The following is a 22,076-nucleotide window of genomic DNA, read 5'->3' as shown; positions in this document are numbered from 1 at the left end:
TGTTAAAAATCATCTAGCAAATATCTACTATTGGTTTTCACACATTATTAATTTCTTATAATTGGTTAAGTCTAGTGAATATTGATATCTATATATATTTGTTAATATATACGAATTAAATCTTATAAACATATATTCAATTATACACTTTTGCCAAATACTCATCAACAATTATTGTAATTATTATTAATTAAAATTATTACATTAAAATTGTATTTTGCTAGCATCTTTTATTTCATTTATTTCATTAATCAAATAATTCTTAACTATTCCAATTCTCGCTTTTTCTTTTTCATCAATATTTCTTTCATAACATATATTCAAGAATTTGATTATAAAATTCATTTGTTTATTTGTCTCTTCTATGGACATAGTACCCCTACCTAATCTATCGCATAGTGAAATACATGCTATATCGGTCACACTTGTTTCCTTTATCATATTTTCGATTTCTGCAAATGGAAGTTCTTTACAAATAAATAATGGCTGCATATGCCATCTTACCATCTTGACAACTTTATTGATGAATATTGTATCATGAGTATAATCTAATAAGAAATTTCTGGCAATATTTTCGCCCTGTCTATCGTGGTCATATGAAGTGATTCTTCCTTTTCTTATCTTAGTAGTAGTTATTTTGCCTACATCATGTAATAATGCGGCCCACATGAATATTCTATCATCACTACTAAGAGTTTTAATCCTAGCTGCCCTATCAACCACTTCCATAGTGTGATTATATACATTTCCTTCGGGATGATATTTGGGATTCTGCTGTATTTTTCTTAAGTCAATTAAAATTTTGAGTGGACTATTATTATAAATTTTCTTCTCTTCAAGTAACATTCTATCAAAGTAATTCGATGGTTTAATATCATTCAATAAATGATAATTGAATTCATCAAATAAATTATTTAGATTCTTCATACAAAACAACTCCTATAATATATTTAATTATATTTTCTCCCTTAATTAGATATATTATTAGATTAAGTTGTGATATCTCATATTTTATACTTCTTAAATATAATTAAATATCTATATAAATTGATGCTTATTGACATTTACTTTCTCAATACTTAAAAACAGTCAGATTATAATCCAACTGTTTCTAAAGTAATTTTACCAAGTATTCCATTTCTAAATTCATCCATTAAAATAATTGCTGCTTTACCTAAATCTATTTCATTTCCTGATTTTATTAGATTCCTATTTTTCCCTATATTCTCTAATACATTTATAGGTTCTAAATCTTCGATGTTTGCTAATTTATATCTTTTTAGTAATTGATCACTATAATTCGCTTTTAGGAATTCAATCAATATCAATGCCAATTCTTCGATATTTAATATATCATCTTTAATTGAACCTATCAGCGCTAAATTAATACCAACTTGCTTATCCTCGAATTTCGGCCATAATATTCCTGGTGTATCCAATAATTCTATGTCTTTTTTTAACTTAATCCATTGTTTTCCTTTTGTCACTCCTGGTTTATTTCCAGTTTTGGCACTAGCTTTTCCAACTAGTTTATTAATAAAGGTTGATTTACCTACATTAGGTATACCTGCAACCATTGCTCTGACAGGTTTATTTATCAAGCCCCTCTTTTTATTTCTTTCAATTTTATCTTTACAAAGTTCATAAGTTTTGCTTATTACTTGATTAATTCCCTTACCGTTTTTGGAATTGACAAGTACAACACTAAATCCTTTGTTTTCATACCATTTTATGAATGCTTCTGTTTTACTTCTATCAGCTAAATCAATTTTATTCAGTACAATAATTCTCGGTTTATTTCTTGTTATATTGTCCATATCAGGATTTCTACTGCTTATTGGTACTCTTGCATCAATCAACTCAATAATCACATCAACAAGTTTTATATTTTCCTGCATCATACGTTTAGCTTTTGTCATGTGTCCTGGGTACCATTGTATATTCATATAGTATTCTGTCCTTTCATTATTCTAAAATATCTCTTAGAACAACAATATATTAAATAAGGAGCAATGCTGCTCCTTTATTTTTCTTATTAATTATCACTTAACAAAACCGATATCTCCTAACGGCCATATTCTAAGTCCTGCTTTTCCTATTATGTCTTTTTTACTTATTGTTCCAACGTCAGTATATCTACTGTCTGAACTATTGTTTCTATTATCTCCCATTACAAAATATTCTCCATTAGGAACAGTAAACGGGAATTCTCTGTTACCTAATTTGCTATCATCTATTATGTCAAATTTTTCATCTAATTTTACGTCATTAATATATACTTCTCCATCTATTATGTCCACTATATCATTTGGCAATCCAATGATTCTTTTGATATAATTCTGTGATGGATTCTTTTTATACGGGAAAACAACAATATCGTATTGTTTTGGATCTCTAAATCTATAACTAATTTTATCTATTATTACATGGTCACCATTATGAAGTGTCGGTTGCATCGATTGTCCAATAACGTTAGTTTTTTGAAATACAAATGTTGTTATAAGTAAGACTACAACTAATACAATCCCGATATCAATTACCCAACTCAATATCTCTTTTCCTAATGAATTCTTCATGTCCTACACCCTTCTTTCATAAGAATGAAACTTACAATAAACATTACATAAAGTTATTCTTAATATAATCCTAAATAAAAACAAAAAGGGACTAATACATAGTACTAAGTCCCTTACTAGTCATATTAATCATCACAATAGCCATTAAACTATACCATGTAACTATTATAGCTAAAATCCTTAGTTAAACTGCGTATTGAAATAATCTTATTATCTAATTAATTCTTTTACTTTAGCAGCTTTACCGATTCTGTCTCTTAAGTAGTTAAGTTTAGCTCTTCTTACTTTACCATGTCTTACAACATCGATATGATCGATAATTGGTGAATGTAATGGCCAAGTTTTTTCAACACCTACACCATAAGAAATTCTTCTTGCTGTAAATGTTTCACGGTTACTACCATGTTGTCTTTTAATAACTACGCCTTCAAACATTTGTAGCCTTTCACGGTTACCTTCTTTAACCTTAGCATATACTCTGATAGTATCACCAACGTTAAACTCTGTTAAAGCATTCTTTCTTAATTGTTCTTGTTCAATTTTACGTATTATATCGTTCATGTGTTTCCTCCTAATATCTAGATGTTCTTAATTACACTAATGTAACAGAGGACCATCCGTACTCACATTAAATTACTATAACATACTTCCCTTTAATTTGCAATATTTATCTAGAAATTTCTTATCTTTATCTGTAAGATCTGCTTTTTCTAATAGATCTGGTCTTTTTTCATATGTTCGTATCAAAGACTGCTCTCTTCTCCAATCATCAATGTTTTTATGATGTCCGGATAATAATATGTCTGGTACTTTTTTATCCATGAAAACAGCAGGTCTTGTATACTGTGGATATTCTAATAGATTATCGTCGAATGATTCTGTTTCAGCAGACACTTCATTAGATAGCACATTAGGTACTAATCTTGAAATAGCATCTATCATAACCATTACAGCAAGTTCTCCACCAGTTAGTATATAGTCACCTATAGATACCTCATCGGTAACTATCATATCGATAGCTCTTTCATCTATACCTTCATAATGTCCACATAAGAAAGTTAACTCTTTTTCCTTCGATAATTCCATAGCCATTTCTTGATTAAATGTTTTGCCTTGTGGGGTTAGATATATAACCCGTGGCTTTTCTTCACTCTTAGTTATTATGTTCTTATATGCCTCATAAATAGGTTCTGGTTGCATAACCATACCAGCACCTCCGCCATATGGATAATCATCCACCTGCTTATGTTTATTGTAAGCATAATCTCTAATGTTGATCGTATTTATTTCAATCAAGTCTTTTTCTTGTGCTTTACCTATAATGCTTGAATTTAGACCTTGTCTTATCATATCTGGAAATAATGTCATTATGTTAAATCTCACTAATCAATCAATCCTTCCAGTAATGAAACTACCATGGTTTTATTTTCCATATCAACTTCTTTTATGCATTGTTTTAGAGCTGGAATCAGAATTTCTTTTTTATCATCAGCTTCTATTACATATACATCATTACTTCCTGTTCTTATAACATCTTTTATATTACCTAGATCTTCTCCATCGTCAGTACTGACTTCTATTCCTATTAGATCGCTAATATAATATTCATCGTCTTCAAGTGGTAAGGCTAATTCTCTAGGTATTTTTATTATTGACTCTTTCAATGCTTCAGCACTTGTCATATCTTCTAGTTCTTTAAATTTTATTATGACTAGATTTTTGAAATATCTAATATCTTCAATTGTATATTTCTGTAATTTTTTCTTGCTGTCTATATACACATATTCAAGTAATTCGAACCTCTTGGGTTCATCGGTTAAAGGTATTATTTTAACTGCACCCTTGATACCATGTGTATTTATTATTTTACCAATATTAAAGTAATCCATACACTCACCTTCATATATTTTTTTATTATATATCTTTCCCAAAATCTTCGAATAAACTCTGAATCCATTATTCTAATAAAAAATATTTCCTATAGTATAATAAAAAGGTTAGGGAATCCCTAACCTTATTGTAAAATCTCTACAACAACTCTTTTTTCTTCTTTAGTTGCTGCTGCCTTAACTACAGTTCTTATAGCCTTAGCAATTCTACCTTGTTTTCCAATTACTTTTCCCATATCGTCAGGTGCAACTTTTAACTCTAATATAATTGAGCGTTCTCCCTCAATTTCATTTACTTTAACATCATCTGGATTATCAACTAATGCTTTAGCGATAACTTCCACTAATTCTTTCATGTTGTACACCTCCAACAATTACTTTACAACTCCAGCTTGCTTTAACAATCTTTTGACTGTATCAGAAGGTTGAGCTCCGTTACTTAACCATTTGTTAGCAACTTCTTCATTTATCTTTAAATCAACAGGATTAGTTGTTGGGTTATAGTAGCCAACTTGCTCTATAAACTTACCATCTCTTGGTGATCTGGAATCAGCAACTACGATTCTATAAAAAGGAGCTTTTTTTGCACCCATTCTCTTTAATCTCATTTTTACTGCCATTAGTGTTTCACCTCCCTAATAAAATAAAATCTATATTAGACTAACTAAAATTAATTAACTAGCCCATAAAAGGAAATTTATTAAATAATCCTTTTTTAGCTTTTTTACCATTCATCATACCACTAAATTGTTTCATCATCTTTTTAGCCTGTTCAAATTGCTTTATGAATCTATTGACATCATGTATATTAGTACCTGAGCCATTAGCTATTCTTCTTTTTCTAGAAGGATTGATTACTGATGGATTAGCTCTTTCTTCCAGTGTCATAGATTGTATCATACATTCTACTTTCATGAATTCCTTATCATCTATTTCAACATCTTTCATCTGCTTGTTCATACCAGGAATCATGGAAACAATATCACCTATAGATCCTAGTTTTTTAACTTGTTGCATCTGTTCTAGGAAATCGTCAAAAGTAAATTCTGCTTTTCGAAACTTTCTTTCCATCTCGGCAGCTTTCTTTGCATCAATCGCTTCGGAAGCCTTTTCTATAAGTGTCAAAACATCACCCATACCAAGAATCCTAGATGCCATTCTTTCAGGATGAAATACTTCTATATCAGTAAGTTTTTCTCCTATACAAGCGAATTTAATAGGTTTATCAGTTACTGCTCTTACTGAAAGTGCAGAACCACCTCTAGTGTCACCATCCAATTTGGTTAAGATTACACCATCAACACCTATTTTTTCATTAAAGTTCTCAGCTACATTGACAGCATCTTGTCCAGTCATAGCATCTACAACCAATAATATTTCCTGTGGCTTAATGGTATCTCTTATTTCAATCAATTCATTCATCATGTCTTCATCTATATGAAGTCTACCAGCCGTATCAATAATAATAACATTGTTGTCATTTTTTTCGGCAAACTCAATAGCTGCTTTTGCAATATTGACTGGCTTGTTTTTGTCTCCCATCGTGAATACAGGGACATCTATCTGTCCTCCAACAACTTGTAGTTGTTTTATGGCTGCTGGTCTATATACATCACAAGCAACCAATAGAGGTTTTTTCCCACTTTTTTTGAGTTTACCTGCAAGTTTAGCAGTTGTAGTTGTTTTACCTGCTCCTTGTAAACCAACCATCATATATACTGTTGGAGGCTCTTTTGAAAAAGTCAAATCTGCTTTTTCTTCCCCCATCAATTTAATCAATTCTTCATTAACAATCTTAATAACCTGTTGACCCGGAGTCAAGCTTTCCATAACTTCGTGTCCGACAGCTCTTTCTTTTATGGTATTGACAAACTTTTTAACAACCTTAAAGTTAACATCTGCTTCTAGTAATGCCAATTTAACTTCTCTTAGAGCTGCTTTAACATCTTGCTCATTAAGTTTTCCTTTTTTCTTAAGGGTAGAAAATATATTCTGAAATTTATCTGTTAAACTTTCAAATGCCATAAACTAACCTCCCACTCTATAGATTATCTACAACTCTTCTATTATCCTATTGCAAGTCTTCTGTATATTAACTATTTTATCTACTATTTCTTTTTTAGTCTGGTCACTACTTCTCAATTCATCCAAAATTTCACTTGCATCACTATAGATCTTTTCGATATTCTGTTTGTTAATCAAAAACTTATCAACTAGCTGTAACTTGTTTTCATAATTTTCAAGTTGCCTATCACATCTCTTTAATGTATCATAAACACCTTGTCTGCTAATTTCCAGCTGTTCCGATATTTCTCCCAAAGATAAATCGTTCAAATGATATAATTCATATATTCCTTTTTGGTGCTTAGTTAATAATTCACCATAAAAATCATATAGTAATGTTTTCTTAAAAATATTACTCAAAATTAAATCACCACCTGTAAAGGTTAATTACTTTACAGATGGTATTATATGATATTCAGTAATGGTTGTCAAGTTATTTATCATAATTAATAATAATTTTATATTTCATAAAAGAATAAAGTCATTTATTGGTCAAAAAGAGCATTAACAAAATCATCTGAATCAAATTTCTGTAGATCATCAATTCCTTCTCCGACACCAATATATTTTACTGGAATATTAAGTTCCGTTTGGATAGCGATAGCTATACCACCTTTTGCTGTTCCATCGAGTTTAGTAAGCACAATTCCAGTGATATCAGCTATATCTTTGAATTGTTTAGCTTGTTGAAGAGCATTTTGTCCTGTAGTACTGTCAAGGACTAGTAATACTTCTTTATGCGCTTCAGAATATTCTCTGTTTATAATCTTAAATATCTTTCTTAACTCTTCCATCAAATTCTTTTTATTATGGAGTCTTCCTGCTGTATCACATATGAGAATATCTGAATTTCTTGCTTTTGCAGCTTGTACAGCATCAAAAACGACTGCTCCAGGATCAGAATTTTCTTGTTGTGATATAAGTTCAACCCCTGCTCTATTGGACCACTCAGCTAATTGGTCTATGGCAGCAGCTCTAAATGTATCAGCCGCAGCTAATATGACTTTTTTACCATTATCTTTATACTGGTGAGCTAATTTACCGATAGTAGTAGTTTTACCTACGCCATTAACCCCAATTACTAAAACGACTGATTTCTTTTCAGTAAAATCATAAATGTCACCATCGTTTTTCATCAATTGCTTTAATTCTTCCATGAGTAATTCTCTAACTTGAGCTGTATCTTTAATTTTCTGTTCTTTCACTTTTGACTTTAAGTCTTCCATAATCTTAATAGCAGTATTTACACCTAGATCAGCTATAATCAGTGCTTCTTCCAGCTCTTCATAGAAGTCTTCATCTATCTTGGTAAAAGAATTAAGTACTTGATCGACTGAACCTAAGATATTATTTCTTGTTTTAGTCAATCCTTTTACTAGTTTACCAAAGAATCCTTTTTTATTTTTACCTTTTTCTTCTTCTGGAGTATCATTTTGATCCTCCATGTTGGTATCCTCTTCAATTACTTGTTCTTCAATTACATCAGTATTCACATCTTGTAAGCTCTGTTCTTCATTTGATATATCTTCTTGTTCTATAGATTGATGTTCTTCGTTTGATATATTTTCTTGTTCTAATTGTTGCTGTTCTTCAATATCAACATTTTCTTGTTCATTTATATCATCGTTGATTAAATTGTCTTTTTCTATCTCTTTTTCCTTCTCTGCTTTTTTTGCTTTATTTTTTTTCCAGTTAAATAAGCCCATATTTCCTCCTAAATATTTGTAAACAGCTGTTTTACATTTTTTGTCTTTATCCTGTTAATTCACTTTCAATGAGTTTCACAGATACTCGTGTGGATATACCTTTTTCTTGCATAGTAATACCATATAATGCATCTGCTGCTTCCATTGTACCTCTCCTATGCGTAATAATGATAAACTGTGTTTTAGTTGAAAGTTTCTGTAAATATTTCGCGAATCTTTCTACATTAGCATCATCAAGTGCTGCCTCTATCTCATCAAGAACACAGAATGGAGAAGGTTTTAACCTTTGTATGGCAAATAGTAAAGCTATTGCGGTAAATGCTCTTTCTCCACCGGATAAAAGCATCATACTCTGTAATTTCTTACCTGGAGGTTGTGCTATAATATTAATTCCTGATTCTAGTATGTTGTCTTCATCTACTAGATATAATAACCCTTTTCCTCCACCAAAAAGTTCCTTGAATACTAGGTCAAATTGTGATTGTATATCTTTAAATTTCAACTTGAACTGTTTAATCATTTCTTTATCAAGTTCACTGATAATACCTATTAACTTCTCTTTAGCCACTATCAAGTCTTCTTTTTGTTCAGATAAGAAGTTGAATCTATTTATTACTTCTCTATATTCTTCTATAGAATTAACATTCACATCTCCCAATTCTTTGATTTTACTTTTTAGTTCTTTGACTTTGCTTTTTAGTTGGGTTATGCTTCCAAGGTCATCTCGATATTCATTAACCATGTTAAAAGTCAATTCATATTCTTCCCACATGTAATTGGTTGTATTTTCTTTTTGTAGTTCATATTTAGTTCTATAATTTTGAAGCCTCATGATCTCTTTTTCTAATAACTTGGATTTTTCACTTAAGTTCTCTCTATCACTAAATAACGAGTTCTGTTTTGCTGATAATTCTTCTTTGTTCTTATTTAGTTGATTAAGTTCATTTTCCATAGCCTTGATTTTATCAATTATGACTTCTATTTGTTCTTTATAATCATTTATAAGTTTAATCTTTGATTCAATATCCTGTTTATTGTTTTGTGACTCTACTATAAATTCATCTTTTTGTTCTTTGATATCTTCTAGCTCTTTTTTCAATCTGTCGATATTATCTTGAGAACTATTCAATTTTTGTCTTGTAGATGTCAATTCTATTTTCACATTAGTTATTTCATCAGATAAAGAATCTTTTACTGCTTTTTTTTCTTGAATTATTTGTGTTAAACTTATAACCTTATCTTCTGCATCAGTATTTTCATTTTCAGTACCATTTAACTCTTCATTATATTTTTCTGTAGTTGCAGTTAGTTCTTGGTTCTGAGAATTCAATTCATCAAATTCTACTTTACTGTCATTAATTTCTTGTTGCAGTTTTTCGGTATCTTTTTCAATCTGATTAAGATTTATTTGTAATGAATTCAATCTGATATTAAGATTATGCTCATTAGAAATCAATTCTTTGGATTTAACGGAAAGTCTATTTTTTTCCGCAACTATTTCTTCACGTTTTTCAGTGGTAGTCTTGTACTGTCTTGTACATTCTTGTATTCTAAGCTTATATTCGTCCAATTCTCTTTTTCGGGAAAGGAAATTATTAGCTTTGTTCTTGTAACTTCCTCCTGTTAACGAACCACCTGGATTTAATACTTCCCCTGAAAGTGTAACTATCTTCAATTTGTAATTATACTTTCTGGCTAGCCTAACCGCATTATCAATATTATCAACTATGACTACTCTTCCCAAAAGATATTTTATTATATTGTCATACATATCATCATACATGACTAATTCATTACCATAGCCGATAAACCCTTTTTCATTGGTGATAGGATTATAGTTTCTGCTAGTTCTAATACTAGTCAAAGGCAAAAAAGTAGCTCTACCATATTTATTGGCCTTTAGATAATTAATCATTCTCTTAGCGGTTTCTTCATCTTTTGTAATAATGTTCTGAACACCACCACCAAGAGCTGTCTCTACAGCTATTTCGTATTTTTTATCGACTTTAATAATATCAGCTACTACACCAAGAACTGAATCTATATTGTTATTAGTCTTATGCTCCATAACTTTTCTTATACTATAATTATAGCCTTCATAATGTTCAGTTATATCATTAAGAGCATTGTATTTAGATTTGTATTGATTGATTTCCTTATTAAGGATATTTAATTTGTCATCTATATTATGTTTTTGCTCATTAATCTCTTTTATTTTTTCAACCGTTGATGAAGATTGTTTTTTTATAGACACTAAGTCTTCTTGCGCAACATTTATATTTTGTTCCAACTGCTCTTTTTTATCATTCAAAACAGTTTGGTCATTATGTACTTTATTAATTTTATCAGTCAAGAAATTTTTTCTGTTTTCTATATTCTCTAGCATCGTACTATATCTTTGGATTTTACTCTTTACTACCGTTATCTCATTAAGTCTTTCTATGATATTGGTCTTAATTTCTTCAATCATAGTTTCATTGCTTACAATTTCATTAGATACATCTGTACATTCTTGTTCTTTCTCCACTAACTGTTTGTTTAATGATTCAATATGAGATTTCAGATTGACTATTTCTTCATCTGTCTCTTTTATATCAGCAACATTAACTTGACTCTTAGTATTCAATTGATTTATATTTTGTTGTATTCGATTATTCGATTCACTTATGGAACTAATACGCTCGTTATTAATGTTAATATTGTTTTCTATTCTCTCTTTTTCTAGATTATTTTCAGCAATTTCATCTTTCTTAGTATCAATTTCCTTACCCATATCCTGTATAGAAGTATTGATTTCATTATATTTCAATTTTATCTCTTCGTATTTGTTGTTGACTGTATTAATTTCTTCATTAACATTTTTTTCTTTTTCACTTATTTCATTTATATTTTTATCTAATCTTTCAAATTCAGTTATGAATATGTTGACTTCATGTTTTTTTAATTCTTCTTTTAACTGAAGGTAATTCTTAGCTATTTCTGCTTGTCCTTCCAAATTGCCTTTTTGACTATCAAGTTCTGTTATAATGTCATTTATCCTAAGAAGATTTTGTTTTTCTTCTTCTAATTTTTTATAAGCTTCGGATTTTCTTCTCTTAAATTTAACTATTCCAGCAGCTTCATCAAATAAGTCTCTTCTGTCTTCTGGTTTAGTACTTAAAATTTTATCTATCTGACCCTGTCCAATAATAGAATATCCTTCTTTACCTACTCCTGTATCTAAAAACAACTCATGAATGTCTTTTAATCTACATGGTGTTTTGTTAATATAGAATTCGCTTTCACCAGAACGATAAACCCTTCTTGATATGGTTACTTCCAAATAGTCGATAGCCATTCTTTTATCATGATTATCTATAGTTATATCTACTTGGGAATATCCCACAGGGCGTCTGTTTTCAGTACCTGCAAAAATAACATCTTCCATTTTAGAACCTCTTAGCTGTTTAGCACTTTGAGCACCTAAAACCCAACGTACAGCATCTGCTATGTTACTCTTACCGCTACCATTAGGACCAACAATTCCTGTTATTCCTTCATTAAATTCAAAATTAATCTTATTAGCAAAGGATTTGAATCCTTGTAATTCAACGTTTTTTAAGTACATATTATCTCCTTTTCTTGTACTACAGGAAATTTTTACTTTCAACATATGGAATAGGAGCATTAGAAATATTCTCCAGAACAAAATAGGATTTTCCTATAAGATGAGAATAAATCACGTAGTTGCTTTTTTAGTGCAGAACAATTAGGTATTGTCCTGCACTAATATTTTTTCAAGAGAAGTGTCTAGCATTTTTATTCAAATTATGTCATGTTTAACTATAATGTAAATTGATTGGCAATGAACAATGGACAATTATTAACTCAAATTTCTTTTTGATAGTTGTCAATTGTACACTGTCAATTGAATATAATTAGATATTCTTAATCGCATCATACGCTCCATCTTGTTCAGCAGACTTTTTACTTCTACCTCTTCCATAACCTATCACTTTTCCTTCATGTCTTACCTCTACCATAAATAATTTATTATGATCAGGTCCCTTTTCCTTAACTATTATGTATTCAATTGGTTCTTCACTAGTTTTTTGTATGATCTCTTGTAGATGGGTTTTACTATCGATAAATAATTTTCTTTTTTCAACATCATTCAATAATGTAGTTAGAATAAACTGTCTAGCAGATTCTAGTCCACCGTCTAGATATATAGACCCTATCAATGACTCTACTGCATCTGATAAAACTGATGCTCTAAATCTACCTCCAGAATTTTCTTCACCCTTACCTAGTCTAATGTATTCTCCTAATTTTATTTCATTGGAGAAATTAGCTAATGTTGGTTCACATACAATACTAGCCCGAAATTTAGTTAATTCGCCTTCCAGCATATCAGTATATTTTCTGAATAAAAAATCACTTGTTACGATTTCAAGAACTGCATCACCTAAAAATTCTAGTCTTTCATTGTTTTCAAATTTAGACATTTTGTGTTCATTAGCATATGAACTGTGTGTTAATGCTTGAGATAATAATTTTACATTTTTAAACTTATAATTGATAATCTTTTGAAAGTCGTTTAAATTTTTGTATTTATTTCTCAATATGTTCTCCTCCTTCGTTATGGTTATCTAAAAGCAAAGCCCTTGTTGTAAGGGCTTCCATTAGTCGTTATTAATTTGAGAATTTATTGCTTCGACTGCATCATTTACTGTTACAATCTTTTCTGCCTGCTCATTATCAATCTCAATATCAAATTCTTCTTCTAGAGCCATAATTATTTGAACTAAGTCCAATGAATCAACATTCAAATCATCAACGAATTTTGTATCTTTTGTGATTTGTGATTCATCCACATTTGTAAATTCAGATATAATTGAAACCAATTTTTCAAATTCCATTTAATTTGCCCCCTTTTTTATTAATTAGATTTTTATGTTTTCTTTTATTTTATCATTAATTTGTTGGTCAGAAAACTTTTTACATTGCAATATTGTATTCTTAATCGTTTTTGAATCTGAACTACCATGTGTCTTAACAACTAAACCTTCCAAACCAAGTAATGGTGCTCCACCATACTCAGTATAATCAAAACTTTTCTTAAAATCTTTTAAAGCTGGCTTTAGTAATAATGTTCCAATTTTCGATCTGAAATTTTTCAATAAATGTTTTTTTAGCATACTGAACAAAGTTAAGGCAAATCCTTCAGTATACTTTAAAATGATGTTACCAACAAAAGCATCACATACAAGAACATCAGCTTTTCCTTCAGGTATTTCTCTAGCTTCGATATTACCTATAAAATTGATATCCTCATTCTTTAGTAAAGAATAAGCTTCTTTCACTAAGTTATTCCCTTTGGACTCTTCTTCACCAATGTTAACTAATGCAACTTTTGGATTCTTCACTCCCATCACATTCTCAAAGTAGATAGAACCCATTTTAGCATATTGAACTAAATAACTTGCTTTTGAATCTACATTGGCACCACAGTCAATCAGTAATGACACTCCCTTTTTATTAGGAATTAGTGGAGCAAGAGCAGGTCTTTCGATTCCCTTGATTCTGCCTACTATAAAAGTTCCTCCAGCAAGTATAGCTCCAGTACTACCAGCAGATACTAAAGCATTTGCTTTCTTATCTTTCACTAGATTAAAAGCTTTCACTAAAGAAGAATCTTTTTTTCGTCTAATAGCCATAACAGGAGATTCACAAGTATCAATAATCTCTTTTGCATCTACTACCTCTAGTTGTTCTTTATTATATGTGTACTTTGCTAGTTGTTCATTTATGATAATATTATTACCCACTAAATAAATCTTTATGTGACTATCATCATTTATTGATTCAATACAGCCTTTAATTATTGCGTTTGGGGCATTATCGCCACCCATTGCATCAACTGCAACAGTTATCATTTCTTGCATCATTACACCCTCTAATCTACATTCTAAAAATACTATACTAAATTTTTACCATATTTTCAACATATATTTGAAAATTTCTAGAATAGCTAATCGTATTTGAGGTAATCATATATATTATTTTCTAATAATTCAAACTTGCTAAATTTATCAAAGTAGCTAAATAATTAAAGGCAGCGTAAGCTGCCTTATAATTATTCAGTTTCAATAACTACTTTATTCTTGTATGTTCCACATGATTTACAAACTCTATGAGGCATAACTAATTCCCCACATTTACTGCATTTTACTAAATTAGGTGCAGTTAATTTCCAGTTAGCTTTACGTTTGTCTCTTCTAGCTTTTGAAGATTTTCTTTTTGGTACTGCCATTGTTGTGACACCTCCTTAAAACTCTTTAAATAAATCTTTAAATACAGCTAATCTAGGGTCTATTTCACTATTATCACAGTTACAAGTACCCTTATTGAGATTAGTTCCACATTGATTACAAATACCTTTGCATGTATCGCTACATAATACTTTCATAGGTAAATCAATGATTAATTCATTTAAAGCTAATTTCTCTAAATCAAGATTGTATCCATCAATATACTGAACTTTTTCTTCATTATCATCATCAAATTTGATGTCTTTAGAAAAATTAGTTTCGACTTTATAATCTACTTCTTCCATGCATCTATCACAAGGAATCTTAAGTGTTCCTTTTACCGATCCCTCCACCTTAATTTCTTTGTACCCAAGATTAGTAATCTCAAGGTCAATATGAACGAGATCAGCTGTTCGGTAAGTAATTCCACCAAATTTAAATTCATTGATGCTAACATCAGTAGATATCTTTTTATTCATCCGGTCATTGGATAATAAATCAGTTAAATTAAACTTCATATCAACACCCCAATCATATTATTTTTTGACAGGGAAACGTATAAAATAACCACATGTAATTATACATATCAATTATACTTTTGTCAACATTTTTAACAAAATTATGGTAGAATATGCATGTTACTCAGTTTAATTAAATAAGTCTAGCAGTTTCTCTGGCAATTGTCATTTCTTCATCAGTAGGGATTACTACTGTTTTAACTTTAGCATCTTTAGTAGATATGTCTTTTTCAACGCCTCTACATTTATTAGCTTCTTTATCTACTTCAACACCTAAAAAAGTAAGGTATGCACATATTTCTTCTCTTACTTCCGCATTATTTTCACCAAGTCCAGCTGTAAATGCGATAGCATCGATTCCATTCATTGCAGCAGCATAAGCTCCAATGTATTTAGCGACTCTGTATGAAAATACATCCATTGTAAGTCTTGCTCTTTCATTTCCTTCTTCTATAGCATTTTCTAAATCTCTGAAGTCACTTGATATTTCTGAAATACCAAGAACACCTGATTTTTTATTTAAAATAGTATTAATTTCATCAATTGATAATCCTTCTTTATCAGCTAGGAATTGAACGATTGCTGGGTCCATATCTCCTGATCTAGTTCCCATAACCAATCCTTCTAGAGGAGTAAGTCCCATACTTGTATCTACTGATTTTCCACCATCTACAGCACAAACACTAGCACCATTACCTAAGTGACAAACTACGATTTTCATATCTTTGATATCTCTACCTAAGAATTCAGCAGTTCTGTTAGAAACGTATTTATGAGATGTACCATGGAATCCGTATCTTCTTAATTTGTATTTTCTATAATATTCATATGGTAACGCATATAAATAAGTTTTTGCTGGCATTGTTTGATGGAAAGCAGTATCAAACACCCCTACCATAGGTACATTAGGCATGATATGTTTACATGCATCTATACCAATCAAGTTAGCTGGATTATGTAAAGGAGCTAAGTCAGAACACTTCTCAACAGCTTCAATTACCTCTTTAGTTAAAACTGTTGAACTTGCAAATTCTTCTCCACCATGTACAATTCTATGTCCAACCGCATTGATTTCATCCATACTCTTGATTACGCCATGATCTTTTGAAATTAACGCATCAATAACATATTGAACAGCGTCTTTATGACTTGGCATATCCCCATTTATAATTACAGTATCTTCACCAATCTTAGTATGTTTGATTCTTGAACCATCAATTCCTATTCTTTCGCATAAACCTTTTGCTAAGACTTTTTCATTTTCCATACTTATCAATTGATATTTTAGTGATGAGCTACCACAATTTAATACTAATATATTCACTTTGAACAATCTCCTTTAAATGTATTTTATAATTTATTTTTTTATAATGATGCTTGTACTGCTGTTATTGCAACTACTCCTACGATATCATCAGCTGTACATCCTCTTGATAAATCGTTAACTGGTTTTGCTATACCTTGAGTAATTGGTCCATAAGCTTCTGCTTTTGCTAGTCTTTGAGTAAGTTTATATCCGATATTTCCTGCATCAAGATCAGGGAATACTAGAACATTAACTTTTCCTGCTACTTCACTACCTGGTGCTTTTGAAGCTCCAACACTTGGTACGATAGCTGCATCTAATTGGAATTCTCCATCTAATTTAATATCAGGATTTTGTTCTTTTGCAATTTTTACTGCTTCAACTACTTTATCAACGTCTGCATGTTTTGCACTACCTTTTGTAGAATGAGATAACATACCTACTACTGGTTCAACTTCTACCAAGTCTTCAAATGATTTTGCTGAGCTGATTGCTATAGAAGCTAATTCTTCAGAATTAGGATTCTGAACTAAACCAGAATCAGAGAATAAGAAAGTACCATTAGCACCATACTCGCAATTAGGTACTACCATAACGAAGAATGCTGATACTAATTTAGTACCTGGAGCTGTTTTTAATATTTGTAAAGAAGGTCTTAATACATTAGCTGTTGCATTAACTGCTCCAGCAACCATACCGTCTGCCATTCCTTCTTTAACCATCATGACACCTAAATATAATGGGTCTTTTTTCAATAATTCCTCTGCTTTTTCACATGTCATACCTTTATTTTTACGAAGTTCTACTAAATCTTTAACATAATCATTCATTTTATCAAATGAACTAGGGTCTACAAATATAGCCTTTGAAATATCTAAACCTTCTGCCACTTTTGCTATTTCATCTTTATTACCTATAAGAATTACTCTTGCTATTTCTTCATCAAGAATTTTTGCAGCTGCCTCTACTGTTCTTCTTTCTAATGATTCAGGTAATACGATTGTTTGATTTAATTTTTTTGCTCTGTTTTTAATGTTGTTTATAAAACTCAATTTAATAAACTCCTTTCAGTTCTCTAACTAAAATATAATGTACTTTACTCTATTATAATATTATTGTTCATTGTATACAATATGTTTTTTGTGTTTTTTTTAGTTTTTTTGTTTTTTTTCTAAAAAACTTATCATATTAAGCTTAATTAGATAAACTGATTTGTAATTTAGCCTTCCACAAAAATAACTTAATTATCAAAATAGATATTATTTTTCCTCATGTACTTGATTTCATATATATTTTACATTAATATAAAAAAGAGTGCTTATTAATTAAAATTATAAATAAAGCAGGTGGTATTAATATGAGTACAGTAGGTATTATAGCAGAATATAACCCATTTCATAATGGTCATCTATATCAATTACAACAGGCAAAAAAAATAACTGAATCAGAGTACTGTGTTGTTGTAATGAGTGGTAACTTTGTTCAAAGAGGTGAACCTTCAATAGTTGATAAATGGACTAGAACTAAGATGGCTCTACTTAATGGAGCGGATCTTGTGATAGAATTGCCGGTTCACTTCTCAACATCAAGTGCAGAATTCTTCTCTTTTGCCTCAGTGAAGTTATTAAGCGATCTTGGTATAATCGATAATTTATGTTTTGGTAGCGAACTTGGTGATACTTATAAGTTAAAAGAGATAGCATCTATCTTATGCAATGAACCAAGTCAATTCAAAACCAAGCTCAGTGAACATCTAAAAAATGGAAGTAGTTTTGCGACCGCTCGTTCTAATGCACTTACAGACTATCTGACAGAGAATGCAATATTAGATACCAATAAAGAAGAATTGACCAATTTAATTAAATCCCCAAATAATATACTAGGCATAGAATACATGAAAGCCTTAATAAAATTGAACAGTACGATAAAACCTTATGCCGTTAAAAGAATGGGAGCTTCTTATCACTCAGATGATATCAATGATCATTTGTGTTCTGCTACAGCAATAAGAAAATTGTTAAGGAACTCTATAGCTGAAAATACTATCAATGACTTTATGCCTGAATCAGCATTTGAATTATTAGAATCAGCCATCCACAGAAATGAATGTCCTGTATTTTTTGACGATTGCTCTTCACTAATCAATTACAAATTAAAGGTATCCACAAAAGATCAAATGGAAAACTGTATTGATGTTAGTGAGGGTATAGAAAACAGATTCCGAAAAGCAGTAATCAATTATAGTACAATAAGTGATATTATTGGATATACCCGTACTAGACGATACCCCATATCAAGAATACAGAGAACTCTGCTTCATATTTTATTATCTCTCAATAAAGAAGATTTCTGGGGATTTGTCAATAATGGATTCGTTCAATATGTTAAAATACTAGGTTTCAGAAAAGACAGTAGACCATTATTAAAATTAGTGAAAGATAACTGTAATCTTCCTATTATCTCTAATGTAAAAGACAGTATTGGTTATCTTAATACTATTCAAAAGAAAATGTTAGAAGACGAAATAAAATGTAGCGATATATATAATATCATTATCGGTAATAAATATGGTGTATCCCAAAAAAACGATTACAGCCATCAGGTAGTTATCGTATAGTTTAACATCGGTATTAAGTTATCTTTGTTCTAAAAACAGTATATTCCAAATATATTTGTATTAATAACAAGCTGTAAAGGTTAATATATGAGAAGAAGACCCTTATCCAAAAATCTTGTGATTAATGCTATGCTAATGATATTATTAATAATTATCCTCATACTTCCAAAAACCTCTATGGAAGCTGCCAAAAACGGCTTATTATTGTGGTTTAATGTCATTATACCGACTTTATTTCCCTTTATCTTGCTATCTAACCTAATAATAAATTCTAGTTTAATAAACTATATTAATTATATATTCACTTTCATAATGTCCAAATTATTTAATTTGCCTGGTGTAGCTGGTTATGCACTAATAACCGGATTACTTTCGGGATATCCAGTAGGAGCAAAAATCACAGCTGATTTGTTGATCAAAAAATCTATTAATCTGAATCAAGCCCAATATATGCTTACCTTTTGTAATAATGCAAGTCCTATGTTCATTATTGGATTTATAGCTACTGGTTTACTAGACAATTCTCGAATAGGAATATTTATGTTAGTTGCCATTTATACTGCTAATCTAATTACAGCCTTTATATTCAAAATGGTTTACTTTAAAAAATTACCTCCAATAAAAAAGGAATCAATAAAATCTAGAAATACTAAATCAATAAATTTCTCTCTTTTTGACGATTGTATTATGAATGCCATCACACTAATAGTCAAAATAGGAGGATATATAATATTTTTTTCCATAATATTGAATTGTTTTTATTTGATACCTATAAGTAATAGTATCATTAAAAATTTTCTATTAAGTCTAATCGAACTTTCAAATGGTGCGAAAATACTAACCAGTAGTAACTATTCAATACAAGTTATGTTCGTACTACTATGTACATTAGTATCTTTTGGTTCTTTTTCAGTTCACGCTCAGACAGCAAGTGTTCTGACGGATACAGAATTAAAGGTAAATAAGTATGTTCTATCCAAAATAATAAATGCTGTAATAACATTTATTACAGCATTATTGATTACTCCATTATTAGGATAGGAATATCTGATTATGTACTTTTTTTCTTACCTTTTCTATCCTGTAAATCTTGTCTATTTGCATTTAATGTTTCTAACTGGGTTTTCATGAATTCTTCTAACTGTTCATAGACTTTATGTGTTTCATATAAGGTTTCTTTTGTATTCTCTTCGATTTTACTTATTATTTCATCTGCGTATTCATATGCACCAAGTTTAAGTTCTCTTGAAGTGTTTTTTGCTTCAGTAAGGACACTTTCTGCTTCTGAATATGCTTGTTGCATTATTTCATGTTCATTGATAAGCTCCATCATCTTGTTTTCTGTTTGTTTCTCAACGTTTTCTGCATTTTTCTTAGCATTCAATATAATTTTTTCTTTTTCATTAATTACTCTTTGACAACGTTTTATTTCTTCTGGTAACTTTAATCTCATATCTGTCATAAGTTCATATATAACTTCTGGATTCACCATAATTTTATTAGATAAAGGTACCTTACTGCAACTTTCAAAATAGTCTTCCATTTCATTAATCAAATCCATTATACTACTCATTCTTATACCCCCTCTTATATCAATTAGGATTTTGATCCCTTATATTTTTTATTTAAATAGTTAGCTGTTTCCTGTGGAACCATCTTACTTATATCACCACCATACATAGCAACTTCTTTTACAATACTAGCACTTAGAAAAGAATATTCTACTCTGGTTATTAAACAAATCGTCTCTATATTATTGTCAAGACTATAATTAGTCTGTGCAATTTGCAATTCATACTCGAAATCAGAAACAGCTCTAAATCCCCTAACAATAATAGTAGCATTTTTTTTCTTCAAGAAGTCAACTAATAGTCCGGAAAAACTATCAATTTCAACATTATCCATATCTTTAGTTAATTTTTTTAATAAAGCAACTCTTTCATCAATAGAAAATAAAGGTTCTTTAGCATTATTTTTCAAAACTCCTACTATGAGCTTATCTACTAATTTAGCACTTCTTTTTATTATATCTAAATGTCCGTTAGTCGCTGGGTCAAAACTTCCTGGGTATACTGCTATTCTCATTACTAGATCACTCCTCTAAATCATTATTAACTACTGCATCTTATAAAAGTAAATTTATTAGTTCTAAAAGTCTTTTCTTTGACTATATGATATATAGTTTGATCAATAAAATCAAAATTAGTATCAATAGAACTTTCACATATTATAATACCATCTTTGTCAAGTAAATCATTTTGTTCTATTAATGAAATAACTTTGCAGTAGAAACCTTCTTCATAAGGAGGATCCATAAATATCATATCAAATTTTTCGTTTTTTTCTTGTAGTCTGTTAAGGGCGTTCAGTACATCTGTTTTTATGATTATTGCCATATCACTTAGTTTTGTTTTTTCTAAATTCTGCTCAATACATTTCAATGAATCAATGCTTTTTTCAACAAACGTTGCTTTTTTAGCTCCTCTACTTAGTGCTTCAATGCCTATTGCTCCACTTCCACTGAATAAATCTAAAAAATTACAATCAAATACATCCACATTGATCATATTAAAAAGAGTTTCCTTTATTCTATCAGTAGTCGGTCTAACATCTAATCCGTTTGGTGTTACTAAATTAATTCTTCTTGCTTTTCCTGCTATTACTCTCATACGTAATCCTTTCTACTTTAATAAGAGTGTTACCTATAAGATAAAAAAAGTTACACATTATTATTTTAACTCAAAACCATTAATTGTCAATAAGTATTATTACTTAAAAAATACCAATAAACAAAAAGATGAGCACCCGCTCATCTTTCCTATATTGTAGAATTAAATTAAATATCTTTGTTATTATTGTCCCATTAAATTTTGTTCAGCTTTTTCGATCATTTTTTTAACCATATATCCACCAACTGAACCGTTTTGGTAAGATGTTAAATCACCATTATAACCTTGTTTTAAAGGTACTCCAATTTCGTTTGCTACTTCATATTTAAATTTTGATAAAGCTTCTCTTGCTTCTGGTACTACGTTCTTAGCCATTACTAGACCCTCCAATTCTTACAATGTTATTTTTGTTAACGCCTCTTCGAAGAGTTGTTTAAT

At 30.0% G+C, this 22,076-nt stretch carries 25 protein-coding genes; 2 read left to right on the top strand and 23 right to left on the bottom strand.

All coding sequences use genetic code 11. From position 1 onward, the window contains the following. Positions 1 to 204 precede the first annotated feature (204 nt). The 19 genes from QMG30_RS21280 to pta all read right to left on the bottom strand — a co-directional run bounded on the left by QMG30_RS21280 (position 205) and on the right by pta (position 17,404). Positions 205 to 927 carry an HD domain-containing protein gene (locus QMG30_RS21280; protein WP_281819007.1) on the bottom strand — a complete coding sequence of 241 codons (723 nt, stop codon included), beginning with the start codon at positions 925 to 927 and terminating at the stop codon, positions 205 to 207. Positions 928 to 1,094: 167 nt separating this feature from the next. Next, positions 1,095 to 1,946, bottom strand: a complete 852-nt coding sequence (ylqF, locus tag QMG30_RS21275; RefSeq protein WP_281819006.1) for a ribosome biogenesis GTPase YlqF — start codon at positions 1,944 to 1,946, stop codon at positions 1,095 to 1,097. A 96-nt stretch (positions 1,947 to 2,042) separates the two neighbouring features. Further along, a complete protein-coding gene (gene lepB, locus QMG30_RS21270) occupies positions 2,043 to 2,576 on the bottom strand; it encodes a signal peptidase I (RefSeq protein WP_281819005.1) in 534 nt (177 codons plus the stop codon). Positions 2,577 to 2,786: 210 nt separating this feature from the next. Beyond that, the gene (gene rplS / locus QMG30_RS21265; protein ID WP_281819004.1) at positions 2,787 to 3,137 is read right to left on the bottom strand and encodes a 50S ribosomal protein L19; all 351 of its coding nucleotides are present in this window, start codon (positions 3,135 to 3,137) and stop codon (positions 2,787 to 2,789) included. Between the two features lie 75 nt (positions 3,138 to 3,212). Next, positions 3,213 to 3,959 carry a tRNA (guanosine(37)-N1)-methyltransferase TrmD gene (gene trmD, locus QMG30_RS21260; RefSeq protein WP_281819003.1) on the bottom strand — a complete coding sequence of 249 codons (747 nt, stop codon included), beginning with the start codon at positions 3,957 to 3,959 and terminating at the stop codon, positions 3,213 to 3,215. Then, positions 3,959 to 4,465: a ribosome maturation factor RimM gene (rimM, locus tag QMG30_RS21255; protein WP_281819001.1), complete on the bottom strand. Its 507-nt coding sequence runs from the start codon at positions 4,463 to 4,465 to the stop codon at positions 3,959 to 3,961. The genes trmD and rimM overlap by 1 nt, the downstream gene beginning before the upstream one ends. 125 nt (positions 4,466 to 4,590) lie before the next feature. Then, positions 4,591 to 4,821 (bottom strand): KH domain-containing protein, encoded by a 231-nt coding sequence (locus tag QMG30_RS21250; protein WP_113674772.1) that lies wholly within the window; start codon positions 4,819 to 4,821, stop codon positions 4,591 to 4,593. An 18-nt stretch (positions 4,822 to 4,839) separates the two neighbouring features. Then, positions 4,840 to 5,085: a 30S ribosomal protein S16 gene (gene rpsP / locus QMG30_RS21245; RefSeq protein WP_281818998.1), complete on the bottom strand. Its 246-nt coding sequence runs from the start codon at positions 5,083 to 5,085 to the stop codon at positions 4,840 to 4,842. Positions 5,086 to 5,143: 58 nt separating this feature from the next. After that, positions 5,144 to 6,490, bottom strand: coding sequence for a signal recognition particle protein (gene ffh / locus QMG30_RS21240; protein ID WP_281818997.1), 1,347 nt, complete (start codon positions 6,488 to 6,490; stop codon positions 5,144 to 5,146). 27 nt (positions 6,491 to 6,517) lie between these two features. Beyond that, positions 6,518 to 6,889, bottom strand: coding sequence for a YlxM family DNA-binding protein (gene ylxM, locus QMG30_RS21235; RefSeq protein ID WP_281818996.1), 372 nt, complete (start codon positions 6,887 to 6,889; stop codon positions 6,518 to 6,520). Positions 6,890 to 7,014: 125 nt separating this feature from the next. Then, positions 7,015 to 7,974 carry a signal recognition particle-docking protein FtsY gene (ftsY, locus tag QMG30_RS21230; RefSeq protein WP_281819021.1) on the bottom strand — a complete coding sequence of 320 codons (960 nt, stop codon included), beginning with the start codon at positions 7,972 to 7,974 and terminating at the stop codon, positions 7,015 to 7,017. A gap of 307 nt (positions 7,975 to 8,281) precedes the next feature. Then, the gene (gene smc, locus QMG30_RS21225; RefSeq protein WP_281818995.1) at positions 8,282 to 11,842 is read right to left on the bottom strand and encodes a chromosome segregation protein SMC; all 3,561 of its coding nucleotides are present in this window, start codon (positions 11,840 to 11,842) and stop codon (positions 8,282 to 8,284) included. A 310-nt stretch (positions 11,843 to 12,152) separates the two neighbouring features. Then, complete coding sequence (gene rnc / locus QMG30_RS21220; RefSeq protein WP_281818993.1) at positions 12,153 to 12,839, bottom strand: ribonuclease III; 687 nt, start codon at positions 12,837 to 12,839, stop codon at positions 12,153 to 12,155. 60 nt (positions 12,840 to 12,899) lie between these two features. Then, positions 12,900 to 13,136 carry an acyl carrier protein gene (gene acpP, locus QMG30_RS21215; RefSeq protein ID WP_281818992.1) on the bottom strand — a complete coding sequence of 79 codons (237 nt, stop codon included), beginning with the start codon at positions 13,134 to 13,136 and terminating at the stop codon, positions 12,900 to 12,902. A 24-nt stretch (positions 13,137 to 13,160) separates the two neighbouring features. Beyond that, a complete protein-coding gene (gene plsX / locus QMG30_RS21210) occupies positions 13,161 to 14,162 on the bottom strand; it encodes a phosphate acyltransferase PlsX (RefSeq protein WP_281818991.1) in 1,002 nt (333 codons plus the stop codon). A 191-nt stretch (positions 14,163 to 14,353) separates the two neighbouring features. Further along, on the bottom strand, positions 14,354 to 14,530 hold the full coding sequence (gene rpmF / locus QMG30_RS21205; protein ID WP_281818990.1) for a 50S ribosomal protein L32: 177 nt from the start codon (positions 14,528 to 14,530) through the stop codon (positions 14,354 to 14,356). A 15-nt stretch (positions 14,531 to 14,545) separates the two neighbouring features. Then, complete coding sequence (locus QMG30_RS21200; RefSeq protein ID WP_281818989.1) at positions 14,546 to 15,046, bottom strand: YceD family protein; 501 nt, start codon at positions 15,044 to 15,046, stop codon at positions 14,546 to 14,548. 133 nt (positions 15,047 to 15,179) lie between these two features. After that, positions 15,180 to 16,370 (bottom strand): acetate/propionate family kinase, encoded by a 1,191-nt coding sequence (locus tag QMG30_RS21195; protein ID WP_281818988.1) that lies wholly within the window; start codon positions 16,368 to 16,370, stop codon positions 15,180 to 15,182. 41 nt (positions 16,371 to 16,411) lie between these two features. Further along, the gene (pta, locus tag QMG30_RS21190) at positions 16,412 to 17,404 is read right to left on the bottom strand and encodes a phosphate acetyltransferase (protein ID WP_281818987.1); all 993 of its coding nucleotides are present in this window, start codon (positions 17,402 to 17,404) and stop codon (positions 16,412 to 16,414) included. 305 nt (positions 17,405 to 17,709) lie between these two features. Here pta and QMG30_RS21185 point away from each other — a divergent pair, with 305 nt between their 5' ends. Both QMG30_RS21185 and QMG30_RS21180 read left to right on the top strand, forming a co-directional pair. Then, positions 17,710 to 18,969 carry a nucleotidyltransferase gene (locus QMG30_RS21185; protein WP_281818985.1) on the top strand — a complete coding sequence of 420 codons (1,260 nt, stop codon included), beginning with the start codon at positions 17,710 to 17,712 and terminating at the stop codon, positions 18,967 to 18,969. An 87-nt stretch (positions 18,970 to 19,056) separates the two neighbouring features. Next, positions 19,057 to 20,010 carry a hypothetical protein gene (locus QMG30_RS21180; protein WP_281818984.1) on the top strand — a complete coding sequence of 318 codons (954 nt, stop codon included), beginning with the start codon at positions 19,057 to 19,059 and terminating at the stop codon, positions 20,008 to 20,010. A gap of 10 nt (positions 20,011 to 20,020) precedes the next feature. Here QMG30_RS21180 and QMG30_RS21175 read toward each other — a convergent pair whose 3' ends face one another. The 4 genes from QMG30_RS21175 to QMG30_RS21160 all read right to left on the bottom strand — a co-directional run bounded on the left by QMG30_RS21175 (position 20,021) and on the right by QMG30_RS21160 (position 22,013). Beyond that, complete coding sequence (locus QMG30_RS21175) at positions 20,021 to 20,542, bottom strand: ATPase (protein WP_281818983.1); 522 nt, start codon at positions 20,540 to 20,542, stop codon at positions 20,021 to 20,023. 23 nt (positions 20,543 to 20,565) lie between these two features. Continuing rightward, a complete protein-coding gene (coaD, locus tag QMG30_RS21170; protein WP_281818981.1) occupies positions 20,566 to 21,054 on the bottom strand; it encodes a pantetheine-phosphate adenylyltransferase in 489 nt (162 codons plus the stop codon). A gap of 26 nt (positions 21,055 to 21,080) precedes the next feature. Beyond that, complete coding sequence (rsmD, locus tag QMG30_RS21165; RefSeq protein ID WP_281818980.1) at positions 21,081 to 21,638, bottom strand: 16S rRNA (guanine(966)-N(2))-methyltransferase RsmD; 558 nt, start codon at positions 21,636 to 21,638, stop codon at positions 21,081 to 21,083. A 183-nt stretch (positions 21,639 to 21,821) separates the two neighbouring features. After that, complete coding sequence (locus tag QMG30_RS21160; protein ID WP_281818979.1) at positions 21,822 to 22,013, bottom strand: alpha/beta-type small acid-soluble spore protein; 192 nt, start codon at positions 22,011 to 22,013, stop codon at positions 21,822 to 21,824. Between the last annotated feature and the right edge of the window lie 63 nt (positions 22,014 to 22,076).

Source organism: Vallitalea longa (assembly GCF_027923465.1).
Lineage (GTDB): Bacteria > Bacillota > Clostridia > Lachnospirales > Vallitaleaceae > Vallitalea > Vallitalea longa.
This window is presented reverse-complemented; position numbering and strand designations above follow the sequence as displayed.